We start from the raw sequence: 22671 nt of genomic DNA, 5'->3' as shown, positions 1-22671 counted from the left end.
GTTACTGAACCCTCTGGATTTCGTGATCTACAGTCGGCCCATCCGGATCGACTGCCGCGCCAGCGAGTTGGCGCTGATGCTCGTTGACGATGGCGCGACCTAGCTCATCGACAAATTGATACGTGTCGTCGTCTGCATGCGCGCCGCTCGGGTCAGTCGGATGAAACGTCGCCATTATCAGGCCCCCGCAAAAAGGAGATAGTTCACAACCATGGTCGGCTGCACGTTGTTATGCGCACCGCCGCCAGTGTTGTTTGACGTGACAGAAGCGGTGCCACTGGCGCTAGAACTGTTGGCTGCAACAGTATTGGAAGTGACGATGGTTTTGTTCGCGGCACCGCCACCGAAGCTGATGACCTCCGTTCCAGCCCCGGTCACAAAATTACTGCTATTGGGCGCAACGGCTGTGATTGTCCCGTTCGACGTAATTCCGGTCGGTAACTGAGCCAGACTGAGTGTTACAGTTTCGCTACCGCCGCTGTTGCCAAGCACGTCTGGATTGCTTCCGAAATTTGCGGTCGTGAGTCGAAACGCTGACGATCCGCCCATATCGTCTTTGCCAGCGAGGGTGCGACCGCGGAGATCTCCTATGCCGAAAGTCGTCGAGCCGTCGCCATTGTTGTAGAATGTGTTCCCCGCGGTGATTTGGGTTTGCGCAAACGCCCATAGCGCCGCATATGTCGTCCGGCTCAAAGTCTGACCATAAGGAAACACGGTCAACGCTGGTGCCGTAATGCCGGTATAGGAAATCAACTCGCCCAAAAACCGCGCACCCGTCACGATCCCGCCAGGTCCAAATTCGACGGTTTCCACGCCGCCGACCGCGACGCCAATGTTGCCGCCAGCCGTCTTATAAAAGCCGGTGCTCTGCGCATTATTGAACGTGAGCGAAGGGGCACCAACGGCACCGTCCGCAGCCTTTACCGGCCCGGTCATCGGCGCGGTGCCGTCGCGGGACAGCCGATTCGTCAGCGCCTGCGCGATATCCTCGAGCGGCGGATTGTGCTGGCTCGCCTGAATCACCTGGCCAGTGACGGCCAAATATCCGGGCGGGAGGGTATAGACGCCGTTTGAAGAGGGCATATCAGTGCACCGCCTGAGTTAGAGGTTCGGCCGACATTTGGGTGCATGCCGCGAAAAGTTCTTTCGCAGCTTCGGTCGGTATCACCAGACCGGGTTGGGCATCGGTAATCACTGCCGCGATCGGAGGCGCAAAGCCTGCGCGCTCGAGCGTCTCGATATTGGCGGCCCTAATTTTGGATTCCATGGCATACGTGTCATCCGGCGTAACGTCGGTTGCACTCGTCATATCAAAAGACCTTTCGAATTCGGGGATCCGCCGTGGGCGGCTCAGGCGGCTTCGAATGCGGCGAAAAATACGCTTGGATTCAATCCCCATCGGCCGCCGATTTTCTTAGCGCCTGGGATTTTGCCGGCTTCGAGCGCGTTGAAGGTGCTTTTTTCCGGACGACGGATAACCTGGCTGATCGCTTTCGCGCCCCATATAATGTTCGGCGCGGCGGTGTCGTTTTGGGCAGACATGCGAGATCCTTGTCACGCTATGCGAGCAAGGATTCTATCAGCCATGCTGGAATGGAATGACGAGATGCCCTGCCCGCGATGAAAATCGGGGGTTCAGGACGCGCACTCGCTGCTCAGGGTGCTTCAGTGCAAAATCTCGCCAAATCTTCAAAATCGGCGCGTCCAACTCCACCCTACGCGCAAATCCTTAGAGGTTAGTTAAATTACCCAAATTTCCCTTCGGCTGCTGCAAGCTCTTCTGCGTGATCGGCGCGCGGAATGAGATGCGCGTAAGTGTCGATCGTGATTTGGATGGACGCGTGTCCAATCCGCTCGGAAAGCTCCTTGAGATTCAACCCGAGTCCGATCGGCGGACGAGCGAGGCACCAGCTCGCGAAGTGGTGCCGCAGACTGTGCGCGCCTGTATATTTGGCCTTCACGATCGCCCTGCCATCCTTGTCATGCGTCGGCTTTCCATCGGCATCAAGCACGGGCACCGTTACCCCGGCAGCTTCCCATGCCGGGATCAGACCGCGCTCGATGATGTTCGAGTGAGTTTCAACGTTTCCAGATCCATTCGGAAACACGAAATGCTGCCGGCCGTCGAGCTTCGGACATTGAGCTTTCCACTCACGGAGTGCGACAAGCGTCTTAGGCGGAATTGGCACAACGCGTTGGCTGTCAGCGGATTTCGGATTGCCGATCGCATTGTACCTGTCAGCACGTTGGCGAACGTGTAGCTCGCTTTTCTTGAAATCGATATCCTGCCAATGCAAACCGCGCAGCTCACTTGCACGCAAGCCGCATCGAACTGCCGTCAAAAAGAATGCGCGCCAACGGTCGCTAGTCGTGTGCAGCAAGAGCGCATCGATCTCGCCCGGCTCGGGGATGTCGCGACCGATAACGAGCTTGCGCTTTTGCCGGCGCTCCACTTTGCGCTTCCTGCGGCGATTGGCCGTCATGCTTCGAACGACGTTATGCCCCACCTTCCCACGTTCCATTGCGTCCGACAGGAGGCTGCTCAGGGACGTCGTGACTTTCTTGACCATGGCGGCCGAACGCGGCTCCGCTGCGCCGTGTCCCGGCGCTGGGGCGCCGTTTCGGAGCTTGTCTTGCCAATCCCGCGCGATGGCGACAGTCAACGCGGAGAGCTTCAGGCCACCCAGGTACGGGTTAATGTGGTAATCGAGGTGTTGCCGGTACTGATCGACCGTCGAGCGTTCCAGATCGCCGCAACCGTCTATCCAGAGTTCGCCGGCCGCTTCCACGGTGATGCTTTTGCTGGCGGGCGTGTGCGTACCCTTCTTCAGGTCGACACGCACTTGCGCCTGAAAGTCCTCGGCGTCCTTTTTGCGATCGAATGTCTTGATGTGGCGCCGGCGCTTGCCGCGGGCGTCCTTTTCGGCCGTCGAATATTGGACAATATACGCGAAGCGTTCCTCACCCGATTCCGTTTTCCAGGTCCGCTTCCTGATCGACATCACGCCGCCCCTGCCCACTTGGGAATGCGCGGGAATATACGGGAATTAACAGGAGGCGCAACAAGGGCGCAACATGAAGCAGAATTACCTAATGATTTCAATGAATGATAGCGGATTTCTACTCCGCGGGTTGCAGGTTCGAGTCCTGCCGGGATCGCCACATCTTCAGACCGCCGTTGATATCACTCATGTTTTTCGGCGATTTGGCTCGGTCGGCCGCTGAGACAATCCTTGTTCCTGAAATGAGCCTGGCCGCGGCGTTGTCCGCCAGCTTCATCCTATTGGCCTGGCCGACGTATTCTTGTGCCTCGTTGATAGTTTTCCATCCGTGCCACGCCATCAATTCATACGGTGTTGCGCCATGTAGCGCCTGCCTGATTGCGCTGGCCTTGCGCAGCCCGGGCGCGACCTGGGACTCCTGCCTCACGGCAGCGATCGCCAAACCAAATCCCGAACGATGCTGCGGACCCAAACGGTGTGCCTCGCTCTGTCGTCAGCCACACCATTGACGCCACGGCGCCACCGCGCCGGTGCAGCGCGAACTCGGCGACAAGTTCAGGCAACAGCGGGATAGAAAACTCGGTGCCGGTCTTCTGCCGGGCCATGGTGAGACGTCCATTCTTGACGCGCTGGTCGCCCATGCGGATGACATCGCTGCGGGCATGGCCGGTTTGTAGGAGCACCTCCAGAGCCAGCCGTGCCTTGGTGCCGGCGACATGACGCTTGCGGTAGACGTCGACCTCATCGTCGGTCCAGGCGTGGAAGCCTTTCGATTTCGGCTTGTCCGTCATGATCGGCGAGGCGAGCGGATCTACCGACATCAATCCGAGACCGATGCAGTGCTTGACGAAGTGGCGCATCGCCTTTTTGAAATTGCGCTGTGCGTTCGAAGGAATATGGATTGGCTTACTGTGGCGAAGCAAGCGCAGCCGTTCCTCTAAGTCATTGAAATTATGCACCTATTTGGTGCACGGTTTTGTTGATCCCTTGAGGAAATTTGGATTGATGTTATTGGGGAGACGATGGAGAGGACCTCTCTCGATAATGTGAACAAGGCCCGCCAATCCCACGGGCCTTGCCACCTAAAAGGACTTCGACACATGGCTGATGAACACCTCCTGGACGTGAGAGGAGCGCGTAGGGCTCTCGTCGAGATGCGCCGCAATTGGGCGAAGGCCATCGCGGGTGACTACCAGCGCGGAAAGACCGAGGACGCCATCAAGGGCATCATCGAAGTTCAGCAGGCGATCGAGGCAATTGATCGTGCGATTGAGGACGAGGGCAAGTTAAAGAGCAAGGGCAAGTAAGAGCCCTGATGACCGCCGGCGGGCCTCGCGTGATGCCGGCGCAATCAGCAGGGGGCGGCGATGCGCACGGAGCGTTGAAAAGACTCCAGAGCGGCACAACCTCCACCAAACAACCCGTCCTCAGCTATAGAAATAGACCAGAGGCAGAAAGACGTATGTCCACCAGGCGAAGCCGGCCAATCCGGCCAGGACGAGCATATCGTCATCGGTCATGGGGATCTCCGAGACCCGTTTCGATTACCCTCCAACCAACGACGGCGGTGCGCGTTTCAATCCGCGCATTCAATAGGGGAACATTTTGCGCCGCGCCGGGGCGTCGCCGTCCCGGTGACCGATCCGCGCCGCGCACAGCTCGGCGGTGCGCGCGTTGGTAAGGCTCTGGTGCGGTCTTGGTAAGGAAATATACGCGAACGTGATCTGGAAAACAGAAAAGGCGCGCCGAATGGCCGGCGGGCCTCGATGTTGTCGGTGACGACGATCAGGATTCGGCTCGGCGCTCATGACGCGTTCCGCGCGGCATCGCCGATCCTGACAATGCCGCCCTGCAAGATCTTGCAGTATAGCCCGCCGCGATTGATCAGGTGTTTGGCGATCCTCTTGCCGGTGACCTTCTCGATATGGCGACACGGAGGCACGAGCCGGGTTCCTTGCAGCAAGGTCTCGCCGAGCCAGAATTGGCAGCCGACCAGGTGGTTCAGCGGCATGCCTTCGACCGTAACATTGCGCCGGTGCTCCTCTGGGCTGAGTTCGATGCCGGAGTCGCGCTTGATTGCGACCAGCGCCTCGACCTCGAACAACGTGAGCTGCGCATCCTCCGCGCGCAGGTGCGAATAAAACCCTTCCCCGATCATGTAGCGATCGCCATCAATGCCCTTGCCCGCGATCAACGTGAGCGTCGGCATCGCTCGCATCGGCAGAAAGCTGCGAGGCGTGATGTGAAGGAAGCGCACTACGCCGTCCCATCCGATTTGGGCACGGGGCTGCACCAGCCTGTCGGCGAACTTATCCGGCACGCAATTTCTCCCTCGAGGAAGCAGGCTAACACCCGGCCGGGAGCGTGCAGGAGAAATGGGTGGTATGGTTAGTGACCTCTGGATAAAATTCGGAAAAATGAAGAATGCTATAGCGACAGTACAAGTACCTCAGCCAAAAGGCCGCCTCAGTTGGCGCTGCCCGGTCTGGTCCAAACGGCCTAAAATGTTCCGGAACGGAGGAATTGGGTGCGCCGCGGATGGAAATTCTCAGACGATCGTTGGAGCAAGCAACCACTCCGATTTGCGAGACCTGCAACATCGAAATGGGTCTCGCTCCGTTCTCATCGCGTCAGAACAGATGATATTGCACGCATTCATCTGCCCGCGCTGCAATAGAATTGGTCAAACCAAGACGCCCGTGCAACCGCCGTCGAAAGAGGAAGGTCCGCCAGCGTGAACCGGCGGTCTAGTGCTTGGCCTCAAACCGAGTTATCCGGCGTGGCCCTTCCCAAACCTCTACGGGGTGGTCGTCGATGCCCTCGCAGCCTTGCATCGTCCTCAGTGGCACAGAACAGAGCGATCGTTTGAATGATGCCGCCCTCGAATGCGAGGACATGGCCGTCGTCATAAATCGGTAATCTTGCGGCAGTGAACCTTCTCGCGACTCAAGCCCTTCTATATCTGGACGTCTCGTCAGACGGGAGCAAGTAATGACGGAACGCACTCAACTAGCAATGCCGCCGCGCGATCGACTGTTAGAAGAAGCCCGGAAGGAACTGGTTGAATTCGAGCGGCGAGAAATTGAGTTCCGGAAGAAGTGCAGAGAGGAGCGCGCGGCAGAACTGCGGCTCCCCCTCGAAAAAATCAGGGTTCACTGAAAGAAAAGGCCGCCTCCGTTAGTGGCCTCCTTCAATGGCGGCATCATGCACAACGTTTTCCTCGGCATTACCTTTATCGGAGTCGTCGTGCTCGTTTTTATGTCCCTTGTCGCCCTTGAAAGAATAATGGGGTGAGGACGCCCTAGCGCGAACCGGGAAAACCGGAAATCGGCCCCTTTGCGTTGTATGGCCGGATATCCCTCGCTAGTTCGAAAGGATATCCCCCACTTGCAGCCCCAGTCGTTTCTCAACGCCGGCTGGGGCCTTCTCTTTGCCGGCGGGCGTGCTGTCACAAACCTGTGGCATGACCATTGCACAGTGAAATCAACTGGGATTTCAGCGCCCAGTTTTGAAACAGAGCGCTGCCGGGGGGACAGGGAATTTCGAGCCCGGCAGCGCCCCTGCTTCATCGATGTGCCTGAAGCCAGATCAGGCGCATTCGTTACCCCCGATCAGCAGGACGCCGGCGACCGCTTCGGTGCGGCCCCCGTTCGGCCAGGAAGTCGGTCACGAACTCTGTTGCCAACCGCAGGATGATCAGCGCGTCCTCTTCCTTCTCAGGGAATTGCGGCAAGCTGGATGGCCGTGGCGGCGGCGCCAGGATTGTTCCTTCATGCCATCAACGTGTGCTGCCAGTCTTGCCAACCAACCTGTTCAAGCAACCCTTCGAAGTCTGCAATCCCCACTCCGCGGGATCGTCCTCGCAGTATTCCGGCTCCCGGCCGTCGTACAGGCCCGGAGCTTGCAGCGGTATTCTGCTAGTTATTCCGCCAAAATCTGTCGTCCGCGCGCAACAGTAAATCTGGTTCCGTTAAGGGAAACAGCGGTTTTGATTTGCGGGGTAGAAATGTCGGCGTAGGCTTACGAACACCGGGGCTGGCGAATACTTCACCTATTTTTTTGACCCGGCGGGGCCGCAGCGGCGCGGTTGTCGCTGCGGCCTTTTTGGGAACGAAAAGACCCGCCAGCCTGATCGACCCCTGTAAACCTCTTCACACGGGCATGGCGTCAGGATTGATAAGCTATGGTCGCTGGGGATTTAGAGGGCCCAGTTCGATGGAGCGTCGCCGGGGAAGTTCATTTCGAGATGGCGGCGTAATTTTTGGACCGTTTCAGCCAAATGAGTTTCAAACCATGGAAAACAGCGTAATCGTCCGCGTTTACGGCAGACAACTAGATCAATTGCGTGCCGAGGCGTCCCGAATTGCACGGGGAAGCAAAATGGATTGGTCGATCGAGCGGGCTGACAAGGGGATGCGTTTTTGCTTCGAGGACGCCGAAGCGAAAAAGACCTTTGCATCGATCTGCGAACACTTCGCCGTCCCGTATCTTGAGGCCTAAAGCAAAATCCGGAAAAGGTGAAGCGCCTTTCCCCGCGAAAAACGCAGAGCGCGTGCGCGGAGATCAAACGCAAACAACAACCTGAAGCGCGATGACGATTCATCCTGATCTCATCGCGCCTTAGCGAAACGAAGGCCGCCAACGTAAACCGACAGGCCTTCGACCATCTGGCAATCAAGCGCTCGCGGCCCGGCGCGCGTACGTCCGGTGATGGACGCCGGGCCCGACCATTTTCCACGTCCCCCTAGCATAAGGCGATTCACGGGGCGTCCTACACGTGTCTGTGCAATCCCCAGAACGCGATCAGCAGAAGAGCTGCGGCCCCGATTCCCAGCAATATGAGAATGGCTTCCAGCATGACGACTCAAGCTCCGCCCGCAGAAGGATACACCCGGGCGGATTTTTGTCAGTAAAGCCACGCGTCAGCTACGACCCGCGCAATGGGGGGCGCCCGGTCACCGGGTGGCGACTGGCCGGCACTGGCGCCCGTTGTCCGAGTGGTGACCGGGGACCTGAAAATGGAAAATCAGGGAGGCGGACGTGGCTGCACCAAGACGTTTCGGCCCATCCTGCCCGTTGCCAATTTGTTCGCATAGGCTGCCGTTCATACCTCCAGCAGACCAGGCGGTTGTGGTTATCGTAGTTTCCCCATCGAACGTTTGGTGAACGAGGGTATTCAGCCAGATGAACACGTCAGCCTGTTGCCTGAAGGCCGCCGCCTTCTCAGGCGCCTGGGGCTGGTCCCGTATGCTCCAAATTCGCCATCGAGAAACGCTCTTCGGATAGGCGCTTTTCAACAAATTGTCGTTCGGCGTCGGTTAGCTGGGTTTTGAGCAAGCCCTCGTACCGGTCGATATTCCTTTGGTGCGTTCGCAAGCGCAGATTTTTGGTGTCCATGAATACTCTCTCAACTGAAATATTTTGAGGAAAGTCACGAGACTAAAAGCGGAATTTGAACTGATCAAGACTGCATCAGTGTCGTTCGCCTCCTCCTTGATGTTGGCGATTGGCGTCAAACTCGGCCCGATGGTTCCAGTGCTTTGCTCTGGGGCCTGCTCGGCGGCTTCCTCAAGGTCTTGGCGGCATGCCGCGCCATGTCCTCGGTTACAGCGTCCAAGAATTGCCGGAGACGGTCGGCGCCAAGCTGGTCGTGGATGATCGCCATGACCACCGAGCGAGGCGACGGCCAATCATATCTGCTCACCGCCGACAGGATTGTTGAGCTTAGCTCCCGTGTGACGGATTGCGCGTTCGCGGTGCGAGGCCAACTGCAGCTCGATCACATCAACTGGCCACCTCCTCCGCCGGGCAGCCCACTGCATTCCCCAAATCGTCTAAAAGCATGATCCGGAAAAGTGTGAAGCGGTTTTCCCTCGCGATAAACGCGAAACGCGTTTGCGCGAGATCATGCGCAAACCACAACCTAAAGCGCGATGACGATTCATCCTAATCTCATCGCGCGCCAATCGGCTTCGTGATCACCGTTCGAAACAAGCGCCGCTGCGCGTCAATGCCTGCCTTGCTGGGCCGTCGATCCGTGAAAATACGGTTGTGGCGCGCAAACAACGATCCGAGAAAGAACGTCAAAGCGTGAGATCCCCGCAATTGCCGGAGAATCAGCGAATCACCTAGATCGGAAGCGGGGCTGGGAAGCGGAGAGTAGAATGAGAGTCGCTTCCTTGGAAAGTGTACTGGCGGCAGCCAGTTTGATCTTGGGTATCGTCATCGTGCTGTGGGGGATCAAGATCTTCTACGGTGCGTAAACAGACAGGACGCAGGCGTCGAACAAAAGACTTTCGAAAGGTCCACGACAGGCATCCCTTCCGCGGCGGCGGAAGCCCTGCTGTTTTTCAGGAGCTGAAGTGGCGAGTGAGCGCAACGTCATCAGGCTCTCATCCCGCTTCGATTTGCCCTTCCCCTTCGCCCGGTTCAACGTCACGCCGACGAAGTCGCCGTTCACCCAGGTGAGCTCGCAGCGACGGTAGGCGAGACCGGGACAAGGAAGAATTCCTTCAGGCCGAGGCCTTCGATCGATCTCTCGATGACCGGCCTGGCGCCGCCATCGGACACATCGTGGATCTCGCACGCGCGCTGCATGTGCCGTCGATACCCATGACGCGGGCCTCGTAGGCGCTTTCGAAAGCGACGCCGGGACTGGCACGCTGTTCAAACCCACCCATGAATCCGTGCCTCTTGGGGCGAAGCGCTGCCGGTAGCGGAGTGCAGTCGCGCTTCGCCAGCGCAGCGCCCCTCAAGAGCTTGTGTGAGTCACTTGAGGATCAGTTGCGCTGGCCGACCGATTGCGAGGAGCCCGTCGAGAGTTGCTCGAGAGCCGCCTGCTGCGCCCGTTCGCCAAAATGAATGCACAGGAAGAGCACCAAGCCGGCAACCGCAACGATCGCGAACCAGGTGAAGCTCATCCGCGCCTTCCTCGATCGGAGTGATCGAATTGAAGATCGCCGCATGCTCGGCGTCCGTCGTCGCGATCCGAAACGGCCTCGGCTGGTACGGGGGGCATCACACCGAGGCCGCCACTCCCACGTGCCGACAGTCGGCGGTCGTCGGCACAGCAAGGCAAGTCGGTCAGGAGCCAAGCGTTCCAAAACGCCGAGGCCAGGTCGGGGACGTCCCCTATTTCGCGTCGTTTCCACGCCGCTCGCGCGCAAGCTGATGCCACGCCAGCGCAAGCTGGATCAGTCGTTGCCGGTCGGCGCCTTCGGAGGCCGCAGCGCGCTTCATCGCCGCCTCGGCTTCACTTTCGGGGTCGTACTCCGCACTCATGACGGCGATCATGCCCCGCAGAAGTGGACAAAGCGTGACAATTCGCCCCGTACAAATGCGGGGACGCGAGCAACGACGCCTTGCGGCTTTCGGCCCTCCTTCGAATTGGCACTCGCTTTGCTCAGGCATGCACTATCAGCCAGACCCGCCGTGGGTCTGTTTCACAATGAGGCAAGCCCATGCAGCCGATGTCCCGCTTCGAAGCGACCGCCACCACACAGCTCCATGCCTTGATCGCGGACCTGAGATGGAGGGTTCAACTCCTCGATGCCGATATCAAGGAAGAGGAGCGCAAGGCCGGCGTGTTCGATCCGGCAAACCTCGCCTATCCCATGCTGGCCCAGACGCTGCGGGGACGCCGCGACAACCTCCAGGCGACGGTTGTGACACTGCAGCGGCAGCTCGAGGCCATTGCCCCCTCGGCTGACTGGGGCCGGGCCGCCTGATCCGGCACGTTCGTGTGACGGCCGGTTCACGGATTGCGACTGCGAATGTGAATTTAATCACAGAGCCGTCGCGATTCCTCGGCTGAAAGGCAACTCATGCGGCCGCGCGACGTTGCGGCCGCGGGTCACGCCAACAACCCATCAACCGACACCTCCTGCCCGCCATGACGCACGACGCTGAAGCCGCAGCCACGGACGCACAGGCGCCGCGCCGGAACCGCGATCTGCTCGGCATCGCTTATCTCGTAACCATCGGCGTCGTCATGGTCGCCTGGATCGGCGGCCTGATCTGAGCCGGAATAGCAGTGGTGCGTTGGCCGATCTTCTAGAAAAGATGTGGCGCCAGTTGCGCGGCCTTGATGCTGCCGCACACGATCATTCCCCAAAGCGCAACGCTGATCTGGATAGCGTCCAGCATGTCCCGTTTCCCCGCGAATCAGTTCACTCGTTTTTTCTTTCATCAGAACCGCGAACTCACCGGGAACACCAGACAAAATTTCAGGCAGTCGTTGTGCGTCGCCACAGGAAACACTGGGCTCTTCGAGCGATCGTGTCCGCGCGCCCAAAAATGATTGAGACATAGGCAACAGCGCGGATTGCCTAACGCGCCGCCACGCGCCGCCATTTTGCCTCGATCCGCGCCTTGATCGCGCGGACGCGCGCTTCGTGCGCGGCCCAGAATGCCCGGCTGGCCGCCGCAGTGCCGTGTTTGTCTGTTGCATAGACATCGGTCGGCTTGACCGGTGACGGCCGTGCTTGCGGTTTCGCGCTCATGACGGCCCGCGCGGGCTCGGAATCCGGCGCCACGACCGCCGGCGCACCTGGCGTTGCGAACGGCGAGTTCGTCGCGCTGAGGCGGTTGCGTGCGCGATTGCAGTAGATCACGGAGCGCGGCGTCATTGTCTCTTCGCCGTGCCCGGCGCGGTATTTCATCAGCGCGCGGCAGAGGTCGCCCTGCGCCAGCCGCCAGGCCCTGGCGAGATAGGCTACACCGTAGTGGATATTGATCTCGGGTCTGGCGAGCTCGGCCGTGGTGCCTTTGAAGCCGAGCATGGCTGCCGTTTCGGGCTTGACCTGCATCAGCCCGATCTCGCCGACGCGGCCGATCACCGTGGAATCGTAGCGGCTTTCGACGAAGACCACGGCTTCCGCAATATCGGGCGGTAATTTCGTCTTCGCGGCTTCCTTCTCGATCAGCGCGCGAACGGACGCGCGCGCCGGAAACGGCTCGGCATCTGCGACTGATGGAGCTTCGACACTGTCAGACGTGACCGCGCTGGTGACGCCGACGGCGGCTGCCTTATCATCCGCCGCGCCAGCGCGCACTGGCCCGGCTGCCAAGACAAGCGCAGCCGCTAGATAGAGCGGCGCGCCGTAAAAGATCCAGGGAAAACGCGTGCAAGACCTCATCGGCGCTTGATAGCCGAGGCCAGTTAACAACGCTTATCGGCAAATCCGCCGCGCGATCGCGCCGCGATACAGCGCGTCAAATGAAAGAGGCGGGCCTGAGCCCGCCTCGGTCAGATCGTGGATCGATCGGTTGATCAGTAGCACGCGCGTTGATCGGCAAGCACGTATTGGCCGCTCGGATAGCGGTAGTAGCAATTGCCCTGGGACCAATAATAACCCGGCTGCGATGCAGCCGTTGCGCCGGCGATCGCACCGGTCGCCCCGCCAAGCACGGCGCCGGCGGCAGCTCCGGTCGCGTTGCCGGAGATCAGCCCACCGAGCACACCACCGACGATGGCCCCGCCGAGCGCACTCGCGCCCGGGTCTGCCGGAGCTGGCGGCGGAGGCGGTGCATAAGCCGGCGGCGGCGCATAGGCCACCGGTACATCATCGATGTACTCTTCGGAGATATAGGCGGGCGGTCCGTCCATGCGCTCCGGATAGTAGTACCAGACGCCGCCAACGTCCCACCACCAGCCATAGCGGCCATTGTGGTTCTCATGCCGCCAGCGTCCGCCTTCCCAGGCGAGATTGCCGCGATAGGCGTGTCCGCCCCAGTCACGCTGCGGCACCGGCCCGCGGGTCGCGTAGCGTCCTGGCGCTGGTCCGCCCACCGGCCCCTGGTGCGCACCCTGCGGCGGCGCGACTCGCGTGGCCTGCTGCGGCGGTGGTCCCTTGCGCGTCGGCTGGGGAGCATTGGCGTGTGGCGGCGCGCCCGCACCGGGTGCCGGCGGCTGGCCGACCCTCGAGTCCTGCGCCTGCGCCGAAAGCGCGAGCAGCGACACGGCCGAAACCAAGGGAATGATAATCTTCATCCGGCTGGATGCACGCATTGATGCCTACCCCTTAACTCTCTCATCTGTCGTCGCCCATCTGTCGTCGCCGTGGTCCGGAGACCCAATCATGTCGGGCTCCGGGTGATGCCGGCGGACAAGGCTGATCCCGCTGATCAGCGATGTCTCGTTACAAATGATTAAGATCACGGCAATTTTTCGTCCGCCGCGTTAGCGCGCCGGCTCGATCACGTTGCAATTGGTGCGCCCCGACATCAGGCAATCCTGCATCTTGCTGGCGGCGGTAAGATCGCGCGCCAACCAAAGGCCGACGCCGAGGATGACGACGGCAATGATCAGTCCGGCGATGGCGCCGCGGCGATTATCGCCGGGCGGCCTTGGTTGCCGCTTTGATGGCGGATTGGGCTGGATATCGGGCATGGCAAGGTCAAGCCGTGAATTGCTGCCCCTTACCATCTCTGCGGCGCCACGTCACACCCTGCTCAGGGCTTGGGTGCGCGAAGCGCCACCTTGTTCGATGCTGAGGCGGCCTGCTGCACACGCGGCGCGCAGGTCGTGAGCACAAACGCCGTCCGGCTGCACTCCCATTCGGCGCCGAGCACGCCGCTTTCGACCGATCTGGGCTGGGCCAGGAAAACGGCGATGCCGGCGAGTGCCACTGTCGCAAATGTGATCGCGAGCGTTCGTAAAGACAGCTGGAAAATACTCATCGCCGTAGCTCCGTTCGTCTCGGTGCGGACACTAGGCGCCGCCCCGGTGCTCCCTTGTGAGGGGGATCACAATTCGGCAGTTTTTCCGGACTACGAAAGATCGGCGATTCCAGCGATTTTTCGCGACCTGATAGGCTGCGATTATGGGTGGCTTCGCGACGCGCATAGATGTACACGCTTGTTCGTCGCGCGGCACGCGTTTGTTCGCGGCCGCCGCACCCAAGGCGCTGATGTAGGATTGAAAGCGAGGAAGACAAGGCTCGTTCGATGAGTGGATTCAGGGAACCCGGCTTCGCAGACCGGCAAAAGGCGGCACAGGAAGCCCGCAAAAATCTTTTGAACAAATTCAAATCGCAGCCGGCGCACGACGACCCCGTGGTCGCGGCGCGGCGTGCCGAGCGCGAGGCGATTGCCGCCAAGCGCGCCGAGGCAAAGTCGGCGCGCGAGGCAGAAAAGGCCGAGCAGAAGCGGCGTGAGGAAGAGGCTGCGGCTGCGGAAGCCGCACGAATTGCCCGCGAAGCCGAGGAGGCCGCCACAAGACAGGCCGAGCTCGAAGCCGAGCAGAAGGCCAAGCGCGATGCGCGCTACGCCGCCCGCAAGGCCAAGGGCAAGCGGAGGTAACCGTCACACCGGATTCGATGCGACCGGCCCGCGTCTGGCGCGGTCCCGTCGCATCGAATCCGATTCCACGATGCGCAATTGCGCATTGGGGCTCGCGCCATCGCGCGCGCCGCAATGACGATGACGGCGTGATCACTTCTTCTTCATCATGCCGCCGTCGTCCTTCGTCATGTTATCCTTGGACATCGTATCCTTCTTCATCCCGTCATCCTTGGACATGGTGTCTTTCTTCATGCCGTCCTTGGACATCGTCTCTTTCTTCATCCCGTCCTTCTTCATCTCATCCATGGCGTAGGCGGGCGCGAAGGCCAGGCTGAGCGAGAGAGCGGCCGCGGTGACGCCGAGCGCGATGCGGGTACGAATGGTCATGGTTCATCTTCCCTTCGAGGGTGGTGGTTGCCAGCGACGGATGCCGCTACTCCTGCTCGACGGGACAGCCGACCCCGTTGTTACACGGGCGATCCGAATTTTTTCCGACCCTCGCCCTGCTTCCGTTTCCTGGCCGACACAATTTTGCCTGCGTGAGCCATGCTAGTGCGGTGGAACCGGAGCGCGCGTGTGCAGCGCAGCAAATGTCCGCGACTTGCCGCCGCATCCGGTCTCGCACTATCAGATGAGAGAATATCGGGCCGATGGCCGCCTAGGACGGGCCCAGCCGCCGGCCTCAAGACCCAATCAAGAACCGTTCAAGGGGATCATTCCATGTTCACGCGACGTCACCTTCTCGCGACAGCTGTTGCCGCGCCCGCCATTCTCCGTTTCAGCACCGGGACCGCGCAGGCCGCGACGACGCTGAAGATCTCGCACCAATTTCCGGGCGGCACGATCGATAAGGGCGACTTCCGCGACCGTCTCTGCCGCATGTTCGCAGCCGAAGTGGCAAAGCGCAGCAATGGCGACATCGCCGCCGAGATCTATCCGAACTCCTCACTGATCAAGACCAACGCGCAGTTCTCCGCCATGCGCAAGGGTGCGCTCGACATCTCGCTCTATCCGATGCCCTATGCCGGCGGAGAACTGCCGGAGACCAACATCGGCCTGATGCCGGGCCTCGTCACGACCTATGATCAGGGCATGCGCTGGAAGAAGGAGCCGGTCGGTAAGGCGCTGACCGACTTCCTCGCCGACAAGGGCATCATCCTGCTCACCTGGGTCTGGCAGGCCGGCGGTGTCGCCAGCCGCTCCAAGGCGATCGTGGCACCTGAAGATGCCAAGGGCATGAAGGTGCGCGGCGGATCGCGCGAGATGGACATGGTGCTGCAAACCGCGGGCGCCTCGGTGCTGTCGGTGCCCTCGAACGAAATCTACGCGGCAATGCAGACCGGCGCGTGCGATGCCGGCATCACCTCCTCCACCAGCCTGATCTCGTTCCGCCTCGAAGAAGTCGCCAAATCGCTCACCTCGGGAGCCGGCGCCTCCTACTGGTTCATGCTCGAGCCCTTGATGATGTCGAAAGCGATCTTCGACAAGCTCCCGAAGAACCATCAGGACATCTTGCTTGCGGTCGGCACCGAGCTCGAAGCCTTCGGCCGCAAGGGCGCGCAGGACGACGACATCGAGGTCGCCAAGGTCTACGAGAAGGCCGGTGCCAAGGTCAGCGCGCTCGATGCGGCGACCGTCGGCAAGTGGCGCGATATCGCCCGCGATACCGCCTGGAAGGACTATGGCGCCAAGACCACGACCGCGGCGAGCCTGCTCAAGCTCGCCTCCGAAGTCTCGGCATGATGCACGGTCCGCTTCCGGATCGTGACGAACCGGTCGATGCCGCCGCACGCCACGGGCTTGCGGCGGCGCTCGATCGCGGTCTCGCCTTCGTCAACAGCGTCATCGTCGTGCTGGCTGCGCTCGCGCTGGTCGCCGCCTGTGCGATCCTGAGCTACAGCGTGCTGAGCCGCGCCCTCTTCAAGGCCGCCAACTACTGGCAGGACGAGGCCGCCGTGTTCCTGCTGGTCGGCGCCACCTTCATGACGGCGGCCTATGTGCAGCAAAACCGCGGGCATATCGGCATCGAGGCGTTTGTCGGGCTATTGTCGCCGCTCGCGAACAGAATCCGGCTCTGGCTGGTCGACGCCGTGACGCTGCTGTTTTGCGCCTTCTTCACCTGGAAGTCCTGGACACTCACGCATGAGGCCTATGTCGACGGCCAGGTCTCGAATTCGATGTGGTCGCCGCCGCTCGCCATTCCCTACAGCCTGATGGCGCTCGGCATGAGTCTGCTTTGCGTGCAGATCATCGTGCAGCTCGCCCTTCCCTTCACCGGAGCCAAGCGCCGATGAGCGTGTTCGGTATTGGCCTGTCCTACGGGCTGGCGACGCTGTTTGTGATGTTTTCCGGCATGCCGATCGCGTTCGCGCTCGGCGCGGTTGCGGTCGTGTTCATGGGCATCTACATGCCCGCCGCTTCGCTCGATACCGTGACGCAGAACGTCTACGAGGAAATGGCCTCGATCACGCTGCTGTCGATCCCGCTCTTCATCCTGAAGGGTGCGGCGATCGGCAAGTCGCGCGCCGGCCAGGACCTCTACTCGGCCCTGCACGCCTGGTTGCACCGCGTGCCCGGCGGCCTCGGCGTCGCCAACGTCTTCGCCTGCGCGCTGTTCGCCGCAATGGCAGGCTCCTCGCCCGCGACCTGCTCGGCGATCGGCTCTGCCGGCATTCCCGAGATGCGCAAGCGCGGCTATTCCGGCGGCTTTGCCGCCGGGATCATCGCCGCCGGCGGCACGCTCGGCATTCTGTTGCCACCCTCGATCACCATGATCCTGTTTGCCGTCGCCGCGGAAAAATCGCTCGGGCGGCTCTTCCTCGCCGGCATCGGCCCCGGGCTTTTGCTCGTCAGCCTGTTCGGCGCCTATGCCGTGATCCGCTTCCGCCAGGAATATGCGGCGGCTGAAGCCGCCTACAAGAACGGCGGCCCTGAGGCTGCGATCCTGACCCGCGACGAGTTCACATTGGCCGAACGTTTCAGCGTGCTGCCGCGCGTCATTCCGTTCGTGCTGCTGCTCACGGGCGTCATGATCGCGCTCTATGGCGGCTATGCCACGCCATCGGAGACCGCGGGACTGGGTGGCCTGCTCGCGCTGGCGCTGATCGCGATGATCTACAGCGTCTGGCGGCCGACAGATCTCGGGCCGATCATGAAGTCGACGATCCGGGAATCGACCATGCTGATGATGATCATCGGCATGTCGCTGCTCTATTCCTACGTGATGAGCTATCTGCACATCTCGCAATCGGCCGCCGAATCCATCGTCGCGATGCACTTGCCGCGCTGGGGCCTGCTGTTCGCGATCCTCGCCATGGTGGTCGTGCTCGGTTTCTTCCTGCCGCCAGTCTCGATCATCCTGATGACCGCGCCGATCATCCTGCCGCCGCTGCGTGCCGCCAATTTCGACATCATCTGGTTCGGCGTCGTCATGACCATCGTGATGGAGATGGGGCTGATCCACCCGCCGGTCGGTCTCAACATCTTCGTCATCCGCAACGTCGCCCCGGACATCCCCTTGAGCGAGGTGATCTGGGGGACGCTGCCCTTCGTGCTGTTGATGATGGGTGCCGTGCTCCTGCTTTGCTTCGTGCCGGAGATCTCGACCTGGCTGCCGGATCTCGTTATGGGCCCCGACGGCAGCAGGTGAAGCTTCTACCGCGGGCTAACGGCACTGCCGTAGAGTGGGCAAAGGCGCCTAGCGCCGTGCCCACAATCTTTCGATAGCTACACACAGAAATGGTTTCACAGAAGTGGTGGGCACGCTTCGCTTTGCCCACCCTACGAGTTCGCTACGAAGCCGCACGCCGCTTCTTCGCATTCAATGCCGTCGCCACGCGACTCACCGGCGGACGACCGAGCAAGCCACTGATCTCGTTCGTCACCGGCAGCAGCTTCTCCATGTCGATACCCGTCCTGATTCCCATGCCCTCCAGCATGTAGACGACGTCCTCCGTTGCGACGTTGCCGGTCGCGCCCGGCGCATATGGACAGCCGCCGAGCCCGCCGGCGGCGGAATCGATGACGCGGATGCCCTCCTCCATCCCCGCATAGAGATTGGCGAGCGCCTGGCCATAGGTGTCGTGGAAATGCATCGCGAGATGCGCGGCCGGGACGTTCGCGGCAACCGAGCGCAACATGTCCTTCGCCTTGGTCGGCGTGCCGACGCCAATGGTGTCGCCGAGCGAAATCTCGTAGCAGCCGAGATCCCACAGCGTCTTGGCGAGATCGGCGACGGCTTTCGGCTTGATCTCGCCGTCGAAGGGGCATCCCAGCACGCACGAGATATAGCCGCGCACCTTCACGCCGTCGGCCTGCGCGCGGGCAAGGACAGGCTTGAACCGCTCGATGGACTCCGCGATCGAGCAATTGATGTTGGCCCGTGAAAATCCTTCCGAAGCTGCCGCGAACACCGAGACGACCTTCGCGCCAGCTGCACGCGCGGCGTCAAAGCCCTTCTCGTTCGGCACCAACACGTGGAATTCGGCATCCGTGAGGTGGCTCACGCCGCGCAGCACGGTATCCGAGCCCGCCATCTGCGGGATCGCTTTGGGCGAGACGAAGGCGCCGACCTCGACGGTGTGAAGACCGGCCGCGACCAGCGCCTCGACGAAGGCGATGCGCGCCTCCACGCTGACCGGCGTCTCCTCGTTCTGGAGGCCGTCGCGCGGCCCCATTTCGATGATGCGGACCTCGTCGCTCATATGATCTCACTCGCCGATCGGTTCGACCTCGGCAAGCTCGGCGCCTTCCTGCACGATGTCGCCGACCTTGCACTTGATTGCCGTCAGAACGCCCGCAAACGGCGCGCGCAGCGTCTGCTCCATCTTCATGACTTCGAGCGTCAGGATTGCTGCGCCTTTTTCAAGCTTGGCCCCCTCCGCCGCGAGCACCGCCACCACCGTTCCCGGCAAAGGCGCGGCGATCTTGTCCTCGCCGACGTGCTCCTCGCTCTCGCCGCCGAACGGATCCACCCAGTGTAGCTCGAACCGCCCGTTGCGCGTGCGCAAATAGAGCTCGTGACCATCGATCACGGCCGCGACCGATGATTTGACGCCGTCGAGCGTCAAATCGAATCCGCCCTCCTTCGGCGCCATCGCGAAAGCCAGCTCCCGCTCACCGATGACGAGCGTCGAGGGACCGCTGCCATAGTTCAGCGAAATCGTCTGCTCCGGCCCGTGGCCGACGCGGAAGGCGAAGCTGCGCTGACGCCGTCCGACCGGCTGCCAGCCAAAGGTCCGCCAGGGTGAAATTGTATCGTCCTGAGCGGCCCGGTGCTCCTCATTGACGATAGCTGCAACGGCCGCACACAGTTCGAGCTCGCCGGGCGCAGCGCCTGCCGCCGTCAGCCCCGCCAGCTCCCGCTCGATGAAGCCGGTATCGATCGCGTTCGATCGCACCTTCGGATGCGTCACCAGCGCCGAGAGGAACGGGATGTTGGTGACGATGCCGCGGACGTCGGAATTCTCAAGCCCGCGGTTCAACCGCTCGATCGCCGCATCCCGCGTCGGCGCCCACGCGATCATCTTGGCGAGCATTGCGTCATAGTAGGGCGAGACGGTATCGCCTTCACGATAGCCGGCGTCGATGCGCAGGCCACCGGCCTCCTCAGGCAAACGCCAGGTCGAAATCCTGCCGACCGAGGGCATGAAGCTCTTGGTCGGATTCTCCGCATAGACACGCGCCTCGATGGCGTGCCCATTGAGGCGGATCTCATCCTGCTTCAGCGGCAGCGTTTCGCCGAAGGCGACGCGCAACTGCCACTCGACGAGATCGATCCCGGTGATCAATTCGGTGACGGGATGCTCGACCTGGAGACGTGTGTTCATCTCGATGAAGAACACGTCCTTGCCGTCGGAGACGAACTCGATGGTGCCGGCGCCGACATAGCTGACCGCGCCGGCCGCCTTGCGCGCGGCGGCGCAGACGGTCTCGCGTTGCGCGGCATTGAGCGTCGGCGACGGCGCCTCCTCGATCACCTTCTGATGCCGCCGCTGGAGAGTGCATTCACGCTCGAACAGCGACAACAGATTGCCGTGGCTGTCACCGATCACCTGCACCTCGATATGGCGGGGATTGTCGACATATTTCTCGATCAGCATCTTGTCGTCGCCGAATGCCGCTTTTGCTTCCCGCTTGGCGCTGACGATCGCAGATCCGAGTTCGGCGGCCGAGCGCACGATGCGCATGCCGCGGCCACCACCGCCCGCAGAGGCCTTCACCAGCACGGGAAAACCGATCTTGTCGGCGGCCTTCGCAAGCGTCGTATCGTCCTGCGCCTCGCCGTGATAGCCCGGCACCAGCGGCACGCCAGCCTTCTCCATCAGCGCCTTCGAGCCTGATTTCGAGCCCATCGCCGTCATCATCCCGGCGGTTGGGCCGACGAAGACGAGGCCGGCATTCAGACACGCCTGCGCGAACTCGGCGTTTTCCGACAGGAAGCCGTAGCCGGGATGCACGGCCTCGGCACCCGTTTTCCGCGCCGCCTCGATCAACCGCTCGACATTGAGATAGCTGTCCCGTGCACGCGCGGGCCCTAGCAGCACGGCCTCGTCGGCGAGCGCGACGTGCATCGCGTCGCGGTCGGCCTCGGAATAGACGGCCACAGTATGCAGGCCCATGGCGCGCGCGGATCGGATGACGCGGCAGGCAATCTCGCCGCGATTGGCGATCAGCAGCGTGCGAAAGCGCCGGTAAAGGTTTGAGCGGTCCATCGTCACATCCTGAACAGGCCGAATTTCGTGGGTTCGATCGGCGCGTTCGACGCCGCTGACAGCCCAAGCCCGAGCACGAGCCGCGTATCGGCCGGATCGATCACACCGTCGTCCCACAGCCGCGCCGTGGCATAATATGGATGCCCTTGGCTTTCATATTGCGCACGGATGGGCGCGCGGAATTTCTCTTCCTCGTCTTTCGACCAGCTCTCGCCCTTGGCCTCGATGTTGTCGCGCCGCACCTGGCTCAACACCATCGAAGCCTGCTCGCCGCCCATCACGGAGATACGCGCGTTCGGCCACATCCAGAGGAAACGCGGACTATAGGCGCGCCCGCACATGCCGTAATTGCCGGCCCCATACGAGCCGCCGATCACGACGGTGAATTTCGGCACCGAGGCGGTCGCCACGGCCGTAACGAGCTTGGCGCCGTCGCGGGCGATGCCGCCGGCCTCGTATTTCCTGCCGACCATGAAGCCGGTGATGTTCTGCAAGAACACCAGCGGAATGCCGCGCTGACAGCACAGCTCGATAAAATGTGCGCCCTTCAGCGAGCTCTCGCTGAAGAGAATGCCGTTGTTGGCGATGATGCCGACCGGATATCCCCAGATGTGGGCGAAGCCGCAGACCAGCGTCGTGCCGTAGAGTTTCTTGAACTCGTCGAACTCCGAGCCGTCGACGATGCGCGCGATGATGTCGCGGACGTCGAACGGCTTGCGGCCGTCGACCGGCACGACGCCGTAAATCTCTTCTGCCGCAAACACCGGATCGCGCGGCCGACGCATGTTGAGGTTTGGCCGCGCCGGCGGTTTCAGCGTCCCCACGATACGACGCGCGATGCCGATCGCATGCGCATCGTTCTGCGCGTAGTGATCGGTGACGCCGGACTGCCGCGAATGCACGTCGGCGCCGCCAAGTTCTTCAGCGCTCACGACCTCGCCGGTCGCGGCCTTCACCAGCGGCGGGCCGCCGAGGAAGATGGTACCCTGGTTGCGCACGATGATGCTCTCGTCCGACATCGCCGGCACATAGGCGCCGCCAGCCGTGCAGGACCCCATCACGATGGCGATCTGGGGAATGCCAGCTGCGGATAGCTGCGCCTGATTATAGAAGATGCGGCCAAAGTGCCGCTCGTCAGGAAAGATGTCGTCCTGCATCGGCAGGAAGGCGCCGCCGGAATCGACCATGTAGACGCAAGGAAGATTGTTCTGGCGCGCGATGTCCTGCGCGCGCAGGTGCTTCTTCACCGTCATCGGGTAGTAGGTGCCGCCCTTGATGGTGGCATCGTTGGCGACGATGACGCACTCGCGTCCCGAGATCCGCCCGATCCCCGTGACGACGCTGGCCGAATGCACGTCGCCGCCGTAGAGGCTGTAGGCGGCAAGCGGCGACAGCTCCAGAAACGCAGTGCCGGGGTCGACCAGGAGATCGACGCGCTCGCGCGCCAGCATCTTGCCGCGCGCGGTGTGCCGCTTGCGTGAAGCCTCGCCGCCGCCGCCGGCGACCTGAGCGAGCTTTTCACGGAGGTCCGCGACGAGCGCGCGCATCGCCTCGGCATTGCCTGCGAAATCCGATGACGAAGGATCGATGATGGAGTGGAGCAGCATGGGTCCAGCGCTTCTATTGACGTGGTGAGATGCCGCAACAGGGTGGACCATTTTCGCGGCGATTCC

At 61.7% G+C, this 22671-nt stretch carries 29 protein-coding genes, 1 tRNA gene and 1 pseudogene; 10 read left to right on the top strand and 21 right to left on the bottom strand.

Annotation, left to right across the window (positions count from 1 at the left end; genetic code table 11):
* Position 1: 1 nt before the first annotated feature.
* The 5 genes from QA640_RS22775 to QA640_RS22755 form a co-directional block, all read right to left on the bottom strand.
* Positions 2-175, bottom strand: coding sequence for a hypothetical protein (locus tag QA640_RS22775; protein ID WP_283035200.1), 174 nt, complete (start codon positions 173-175; stop codon positions 2-4).
* Between the two features lie 2 nt (positions 176-177).
* Positions 178-1083 (bottom strand): tail fiber protein, encoded by a 906-nt coding sequence (locus tag QA640_RS22770; RefSeq protein WP_283035199.1) that lies wholly within the window; start codon positions 1081-1083, stop codon positions 178-180.
* A 1-nt stretch (position 1084) separates the two neighbouring features.
* A complete protein-coding gene (locus tag QA640_RS22765; RefSeq protein WP_283035198.1) occupies positions 1085-1267 on the bottom strand; it encodes a hypothetical protein in 183 nt (60 codons plus the stop codon).
* A gap of 83 nt (positions 1268-1350) precedes the next feature.
* Positions 1351-1542 carry a DNA-binding protein gene (locus QA640_RS22760; RefSeq protein WP_283035197.1) on the bottom strand — a complete coding sequence of 64 codons (192 nt, stop codon included), beginning with the start codon at positions 1540-1542 and terminating at the stop codon, positions 1351-1353.
* A 203-nt stretch (positions 1543-1745) separates the two neighbouring features.
* On the bottom strand, positions 1746-3002 hold the full coding sequence (locus tag QA640_RS22755) for a tyrosine-type recombinase/integrase (protein WP_283035195.1): 1257 nt from the start codon (positions 3000-3002) through the stop codon (positions 1746-1748).
* 93 nt (positions 3003-3095) lie between these two features.
* Here QA640_RS22755 and QA640_RS22750 point away from each other — a divergent pair.
* Positions 3096-3162 (top strand) — tRNA-Arg (locus QA640_RS22750).
* 184 nt (positions 3163-3346) lie between these two features.
* On the opposite strand, the gene QA640_RS22745 is transcribed toward QA640_RS22750, so the two are convergent.
* Complete coding sequence (locus tag QA640_RS22745; RefSeq protein WP_283035194.1) at positions 3347-3862, bottom strand: hypothetical protein; 516 nt, start codon at positions 3860-3862, stop codon at positions 3347-3349.
* A gap of 240 nt (positions 3863-4102) precedes the next feature.
* Here QA640_RS22745 and QA640_RS22740 point away from each other — a divergent pair, with 240 nt between their 5' ends.
* The gene (locus QA640_RS22740) at positions 4103-4309 is read left to right on the top strand and encodes a hypothetical protein (RefSeq protein WP_283035193.1); all 207 of its coding nucleotides are present in this window, start codon (positions 4103-4105) and stop codon (positions 4307-4309) included.
* A 282-nt stretch (positions 4310-4591) separates the two neighbouring features.
* Here the strand turns inward: QA640_RS22740 and QA640_RS22735 are convergent, their stop codons facing one another.
* Both QA640_RS22735 and QA640_RS22730 read right to left on the bottom strand, forming a co-directional pair.
* Complete coding sequence (locus tag QA640_RS22735) at positions 4592-4810, bottom strand: hypothetical protein (protein WP_283035192.1); 219 nt, start codon at positions 4808-4810, stop codon at positions 4592-4594.
* Positions 4807-5322, bottom strand: coding sequence for an MOSC domain-containing protein (locus QA640_RS22730; RefSeq protein ID WP_283035191.1), 516 nt, complete (start codon positions 5320-5322; stop codon positions 4807-4809). Before QA640_RS22730 ends, QA640_RS22735 begins: the two co-directional genes overlap by 4 nt.
* A 671-nt stretch (positions 5323-5993) precedes the next feature.
* Between QA640_RS22730 and QA640_RS22725 the strand changes: the two genes are divergently transcribed.
* Positions 5994-6161, top strand: a complete 168-nt coding sequence (locus QA640_RS22725) for a hypothetical protein (RefSeq protein WP_283035190.1) — start codon at positions 5994-5996, stop codon at positions 6159-6161.
* Between the two features lie 1056 nt (positions 6162-7217).
* Complete coding sequence (locus QA640_RS22720; RefSeq protein WP_283035189.1) at positions 7218-7502, top strand: hypothetical protein; 285 nt, start codon at positions 7218-7220, stop codon at positions 7500-7502.
* A 723-nt stretch (positions 7503-8225) separates the two neighbouring features.
* Here the strand turns inward: QA640_RS22720 and QA640_RS22715 are convergent.
* From QA640_RS22715 to QA640_RS22695, 5 genes and pseudogenes are all read right to left on the bottom strand, one after another.
* A complete protein-coding gene (locus QA640_RS22715; protein WP_283035188.1) occupies positions 8226-8399 on the bottom strand; it encodes a hypothetical protein in 174 nt (57 codons plus the stop codon).
* 853 nt (positions 8400-9252) lie between these two features.
* The gene (locus QA640_RS22710; protein WP_283043127.1) at positions 9253-9462 is read right to left on the bottom strand and encodes a hypothetical protein; all 210 of its coding nucleotides are present in this window, start codon (positions 9460-9462) and stop codon (positions 9253-9255) included.
* Positions 9436-9682: pseudogene (locus QA640_RS22705) on the bottom strand (PilZ domain-containing protein); the annotation flags it as partial. The gene QA640_RS22710 and the pseudogene QA640_RS22705, both read right to left, overlap by 27 nt.
* Positions 9683-9781: 99 nt before the next feature.
* The gene (locus tag QA640_RS22700; protein WP_283035187.1) at positions 9782-9922 is read right to left on the bottom strand and encodes a hypothetical protein; all 141 of its coding nucleotides are present in this window, start codon (positions 9920-9922) and stop codon (positions 9782-9784) included.
* Between the two features lie 211 nt (positions 9923-10133).
* Positions 10134-10295, bottom strand: coding sequence for a hypothetical protein (locus QA640_RS22695; RefSeq protein WP_283035186.1), 162 nt, complete (start codon positions 10293-10295; stop codon positions 10134-10136).
* 167 nt (positions 10296-10462) lie between these two features.
* On the opposite strand from QA640_RS22695, the gene QA640_RS22690 reads away from it, so the two are divergent.
* Entirely contained in the window at positions 10463-10729 is a 267-nt protein-coding gene (locus QA640_RS22690; RefSeq protein ID WP_283035185.1) for a hypothetical protein, read from the top strand.
* 164 nt (positions 10730-10893) lie between these two features.
* Complete coding sequence (locus QA640_RS22685) at positions 10894-11022, top strand: hypothetical protein (protein WP_283035184.1); 129 nt, start codon at positions 10894-10896, stop codon at positions 11020-11022.
* Positions 11023-11329: 307 nt separating this feature from the next.
* On the opposite strand, the gene QA640_RS22680 is transcribed toward QA640_RS22685, so the two are convergent.
* From QA640_RS22680 to QA640_RS22665, 4 genes are all read right to left on the bottom strand, one after another.
* Positions 11330-12070, bottom strand: coding sequence for a transglycosylase SLT domain-containing protein (locus QA640_RS22680; RefSeq protein ID WP_283035183.1), 741 nt, complete (start codon positions 12068-12070; stop codon positions 11330-11332).
* Positions 12071-12273: 203 nt separating this feature from the next.
* Positions 12274-13011: a hypothetical protein gene (locus tag QA640_RS22675; protein ID WP_283035182.1), complete on the bottom strand. Its 738-nt coding sequence runs from the start codon at positions 13009-13011 to the stop codon at positions 12274-12276.
* 171 nt (positions 13012-13182) lie between these two features.
* Positions 13183-13392, bottom strand: a complete 210-nt coding sequence (locus tag QA640_RS22670; RefSeq protein ID WP_283035181.1) for a hypothetical protein — start codon at positions 13390-13392, stop codon at positions 13183-13185.
* A 62-nt stretch (positions 13393-13454) separates the two neighbouring features.
* Entirely contained in the window at positions 13455-13682 is a 228-nt protein-coding gene (locus QA640_RS22665) for a hypothetical protein (RefSeq protein ID WP_283035180.1), read from the bottom strand.
* A gap of 267 nt (positions 13683-13949) precedes the next feature.
* Here QA640_RS22665 and QA640_RS22660 point away from each other — a divergent pair, with 267 nt between their 5' ends.
* Positions 13950-14303: a DUF6481 family protein gene (locus QA640_RS22660; RefSeq protein ID WP_283035179.1), complete on the top strand. Its 354-nt coding sequence runs from the start codon at positions 13950-13952 to the stop codon at positions 14301-14303.
* Positions 14304-14435: 132 nt separating this feature from the next.
* Here QA640_RS22660 and QA640_RS22655 read toward each other — a convergent pair whose 3' ends face one another.
* The gene (locus QA640_RS22655) at positions 14436-14672 is read right to left on the bottom strand and encodes a pentapeptide MXKDX repeat protein (protein WP_283035178.1); all 237 of its coding nucleotides are present in this window, start codon (positions 14670-14672) and stop codon (positions 14436-14438) included.
* A 333-nt stretch (positions 14673-15005) separates the two neighbouring features.
* On the opposite strand from QA640_RS22655, the gene dctP reads away from it, so the two are divergent.
* The 3 genes from dctP to QA640_RS22640 are packed head-to-tail and all read left to right on the top strand — an operon-like array spanning position 15006 to position 17934.
* Positions 15006-16028 carry a TRAP transporter substrate-binding protein DctP gene (dctP, locus tag QA640_RS22650; RefSeq protein WP_283035177.1) on the top strand — a complete coding sequence of 341 codons (1023 nt, stop codon included), beginning with the start codon at positions 15006-15008 and terminating at the stop codon, positions 16026-16028.
* The gene (locus QA640_RS22645; RefSeq protein ID WP_283035176.1) at positions 16025-16579 is read left to right on the top strand and encodes a TRAP transporter small permease; all 555 of its coding nucleotides are present in this window, start codon (positions 16025-16027) and stop codon (positions 16577-16579) included. The genes dctP and QA640_RS22645 overlap by 4 nt, the downstream gene beginning before the upstream one ends.
* Positions 16576-17934, top strand: coding sequence for a TRAP transporter large permease (locus QA640_RS22640; RefSeq protein WP_283035175.1), 1359 nt, complete (start codon positions 16576-16578; stop codon positions 17932-17934). Before QA640_RS22645 ends, QA640_RS22640 begins: the two co-directional genes overlap by 4 nt.
* A 142-nt stretch (positions 17935-18076) precedes the next feature.
* Here QA640_RS22640 and QA640_RS22635 read toward each other — a convergent pair whose 3' ends face one another.
* From QA640_RS22635 to QA640_RS22625, 3 genes are read right to left on the bottom strand one after another with little or no spacing between them, the layout of a single operon-like run.
* Entirely contained in the window at positions 18077-18988 is a 912-nt protein-coding gene (locus QA640_RS22635) for a hydroxymethylglutaryl-CoA lyase (RefSeq protein ID WP_283035174.1), read from the bottom strand.
* A 6-nt stretch (positions 18989-18994) separates the two neighbouring features.
* Positions 18995-20998 (bottom strand): acetyl/propionyl/methylcrotonyl-CoA carboxylase subunit alpha, encoded by a 2004-nt coding sequence (locus tag QA640_RS22630; RefSeq protein WP_283035173.1) that lies wholly within the window; start codon positions 20996-20998, stop codon positions 18995-18997.
* Between the two features lie 2 nt (positions 20999-21000).
* Positions 21001-22605 (bottom strand): carboxyl transferase domain-containing protein, encoded by a 1605-nt coding sequence (locus QA640_RS22625; protein ID WP_283035172.1) that lies wholly within the window; start codon positions 22603-22605, stop codon positions 21001-21003.
* Between the last annotated feature and the right edge of the window lie 66 nt (positions 22606-22671).

Origin of the sequence: Bradyrhizobium sp. CB82, assembly GCF_029714405.1 — a bacterium.
In the GTDB taxonomy this organism is placed as follows: domain Bacteria; phylum Pseudomonadota; class Alphaproteobacteria; order Rhizobiales; family Xanthobacteraceae; genus Bradyrhizobium.
This window is presented reverse-complemented; position numbering and strand designations above follow the sequence as displayed.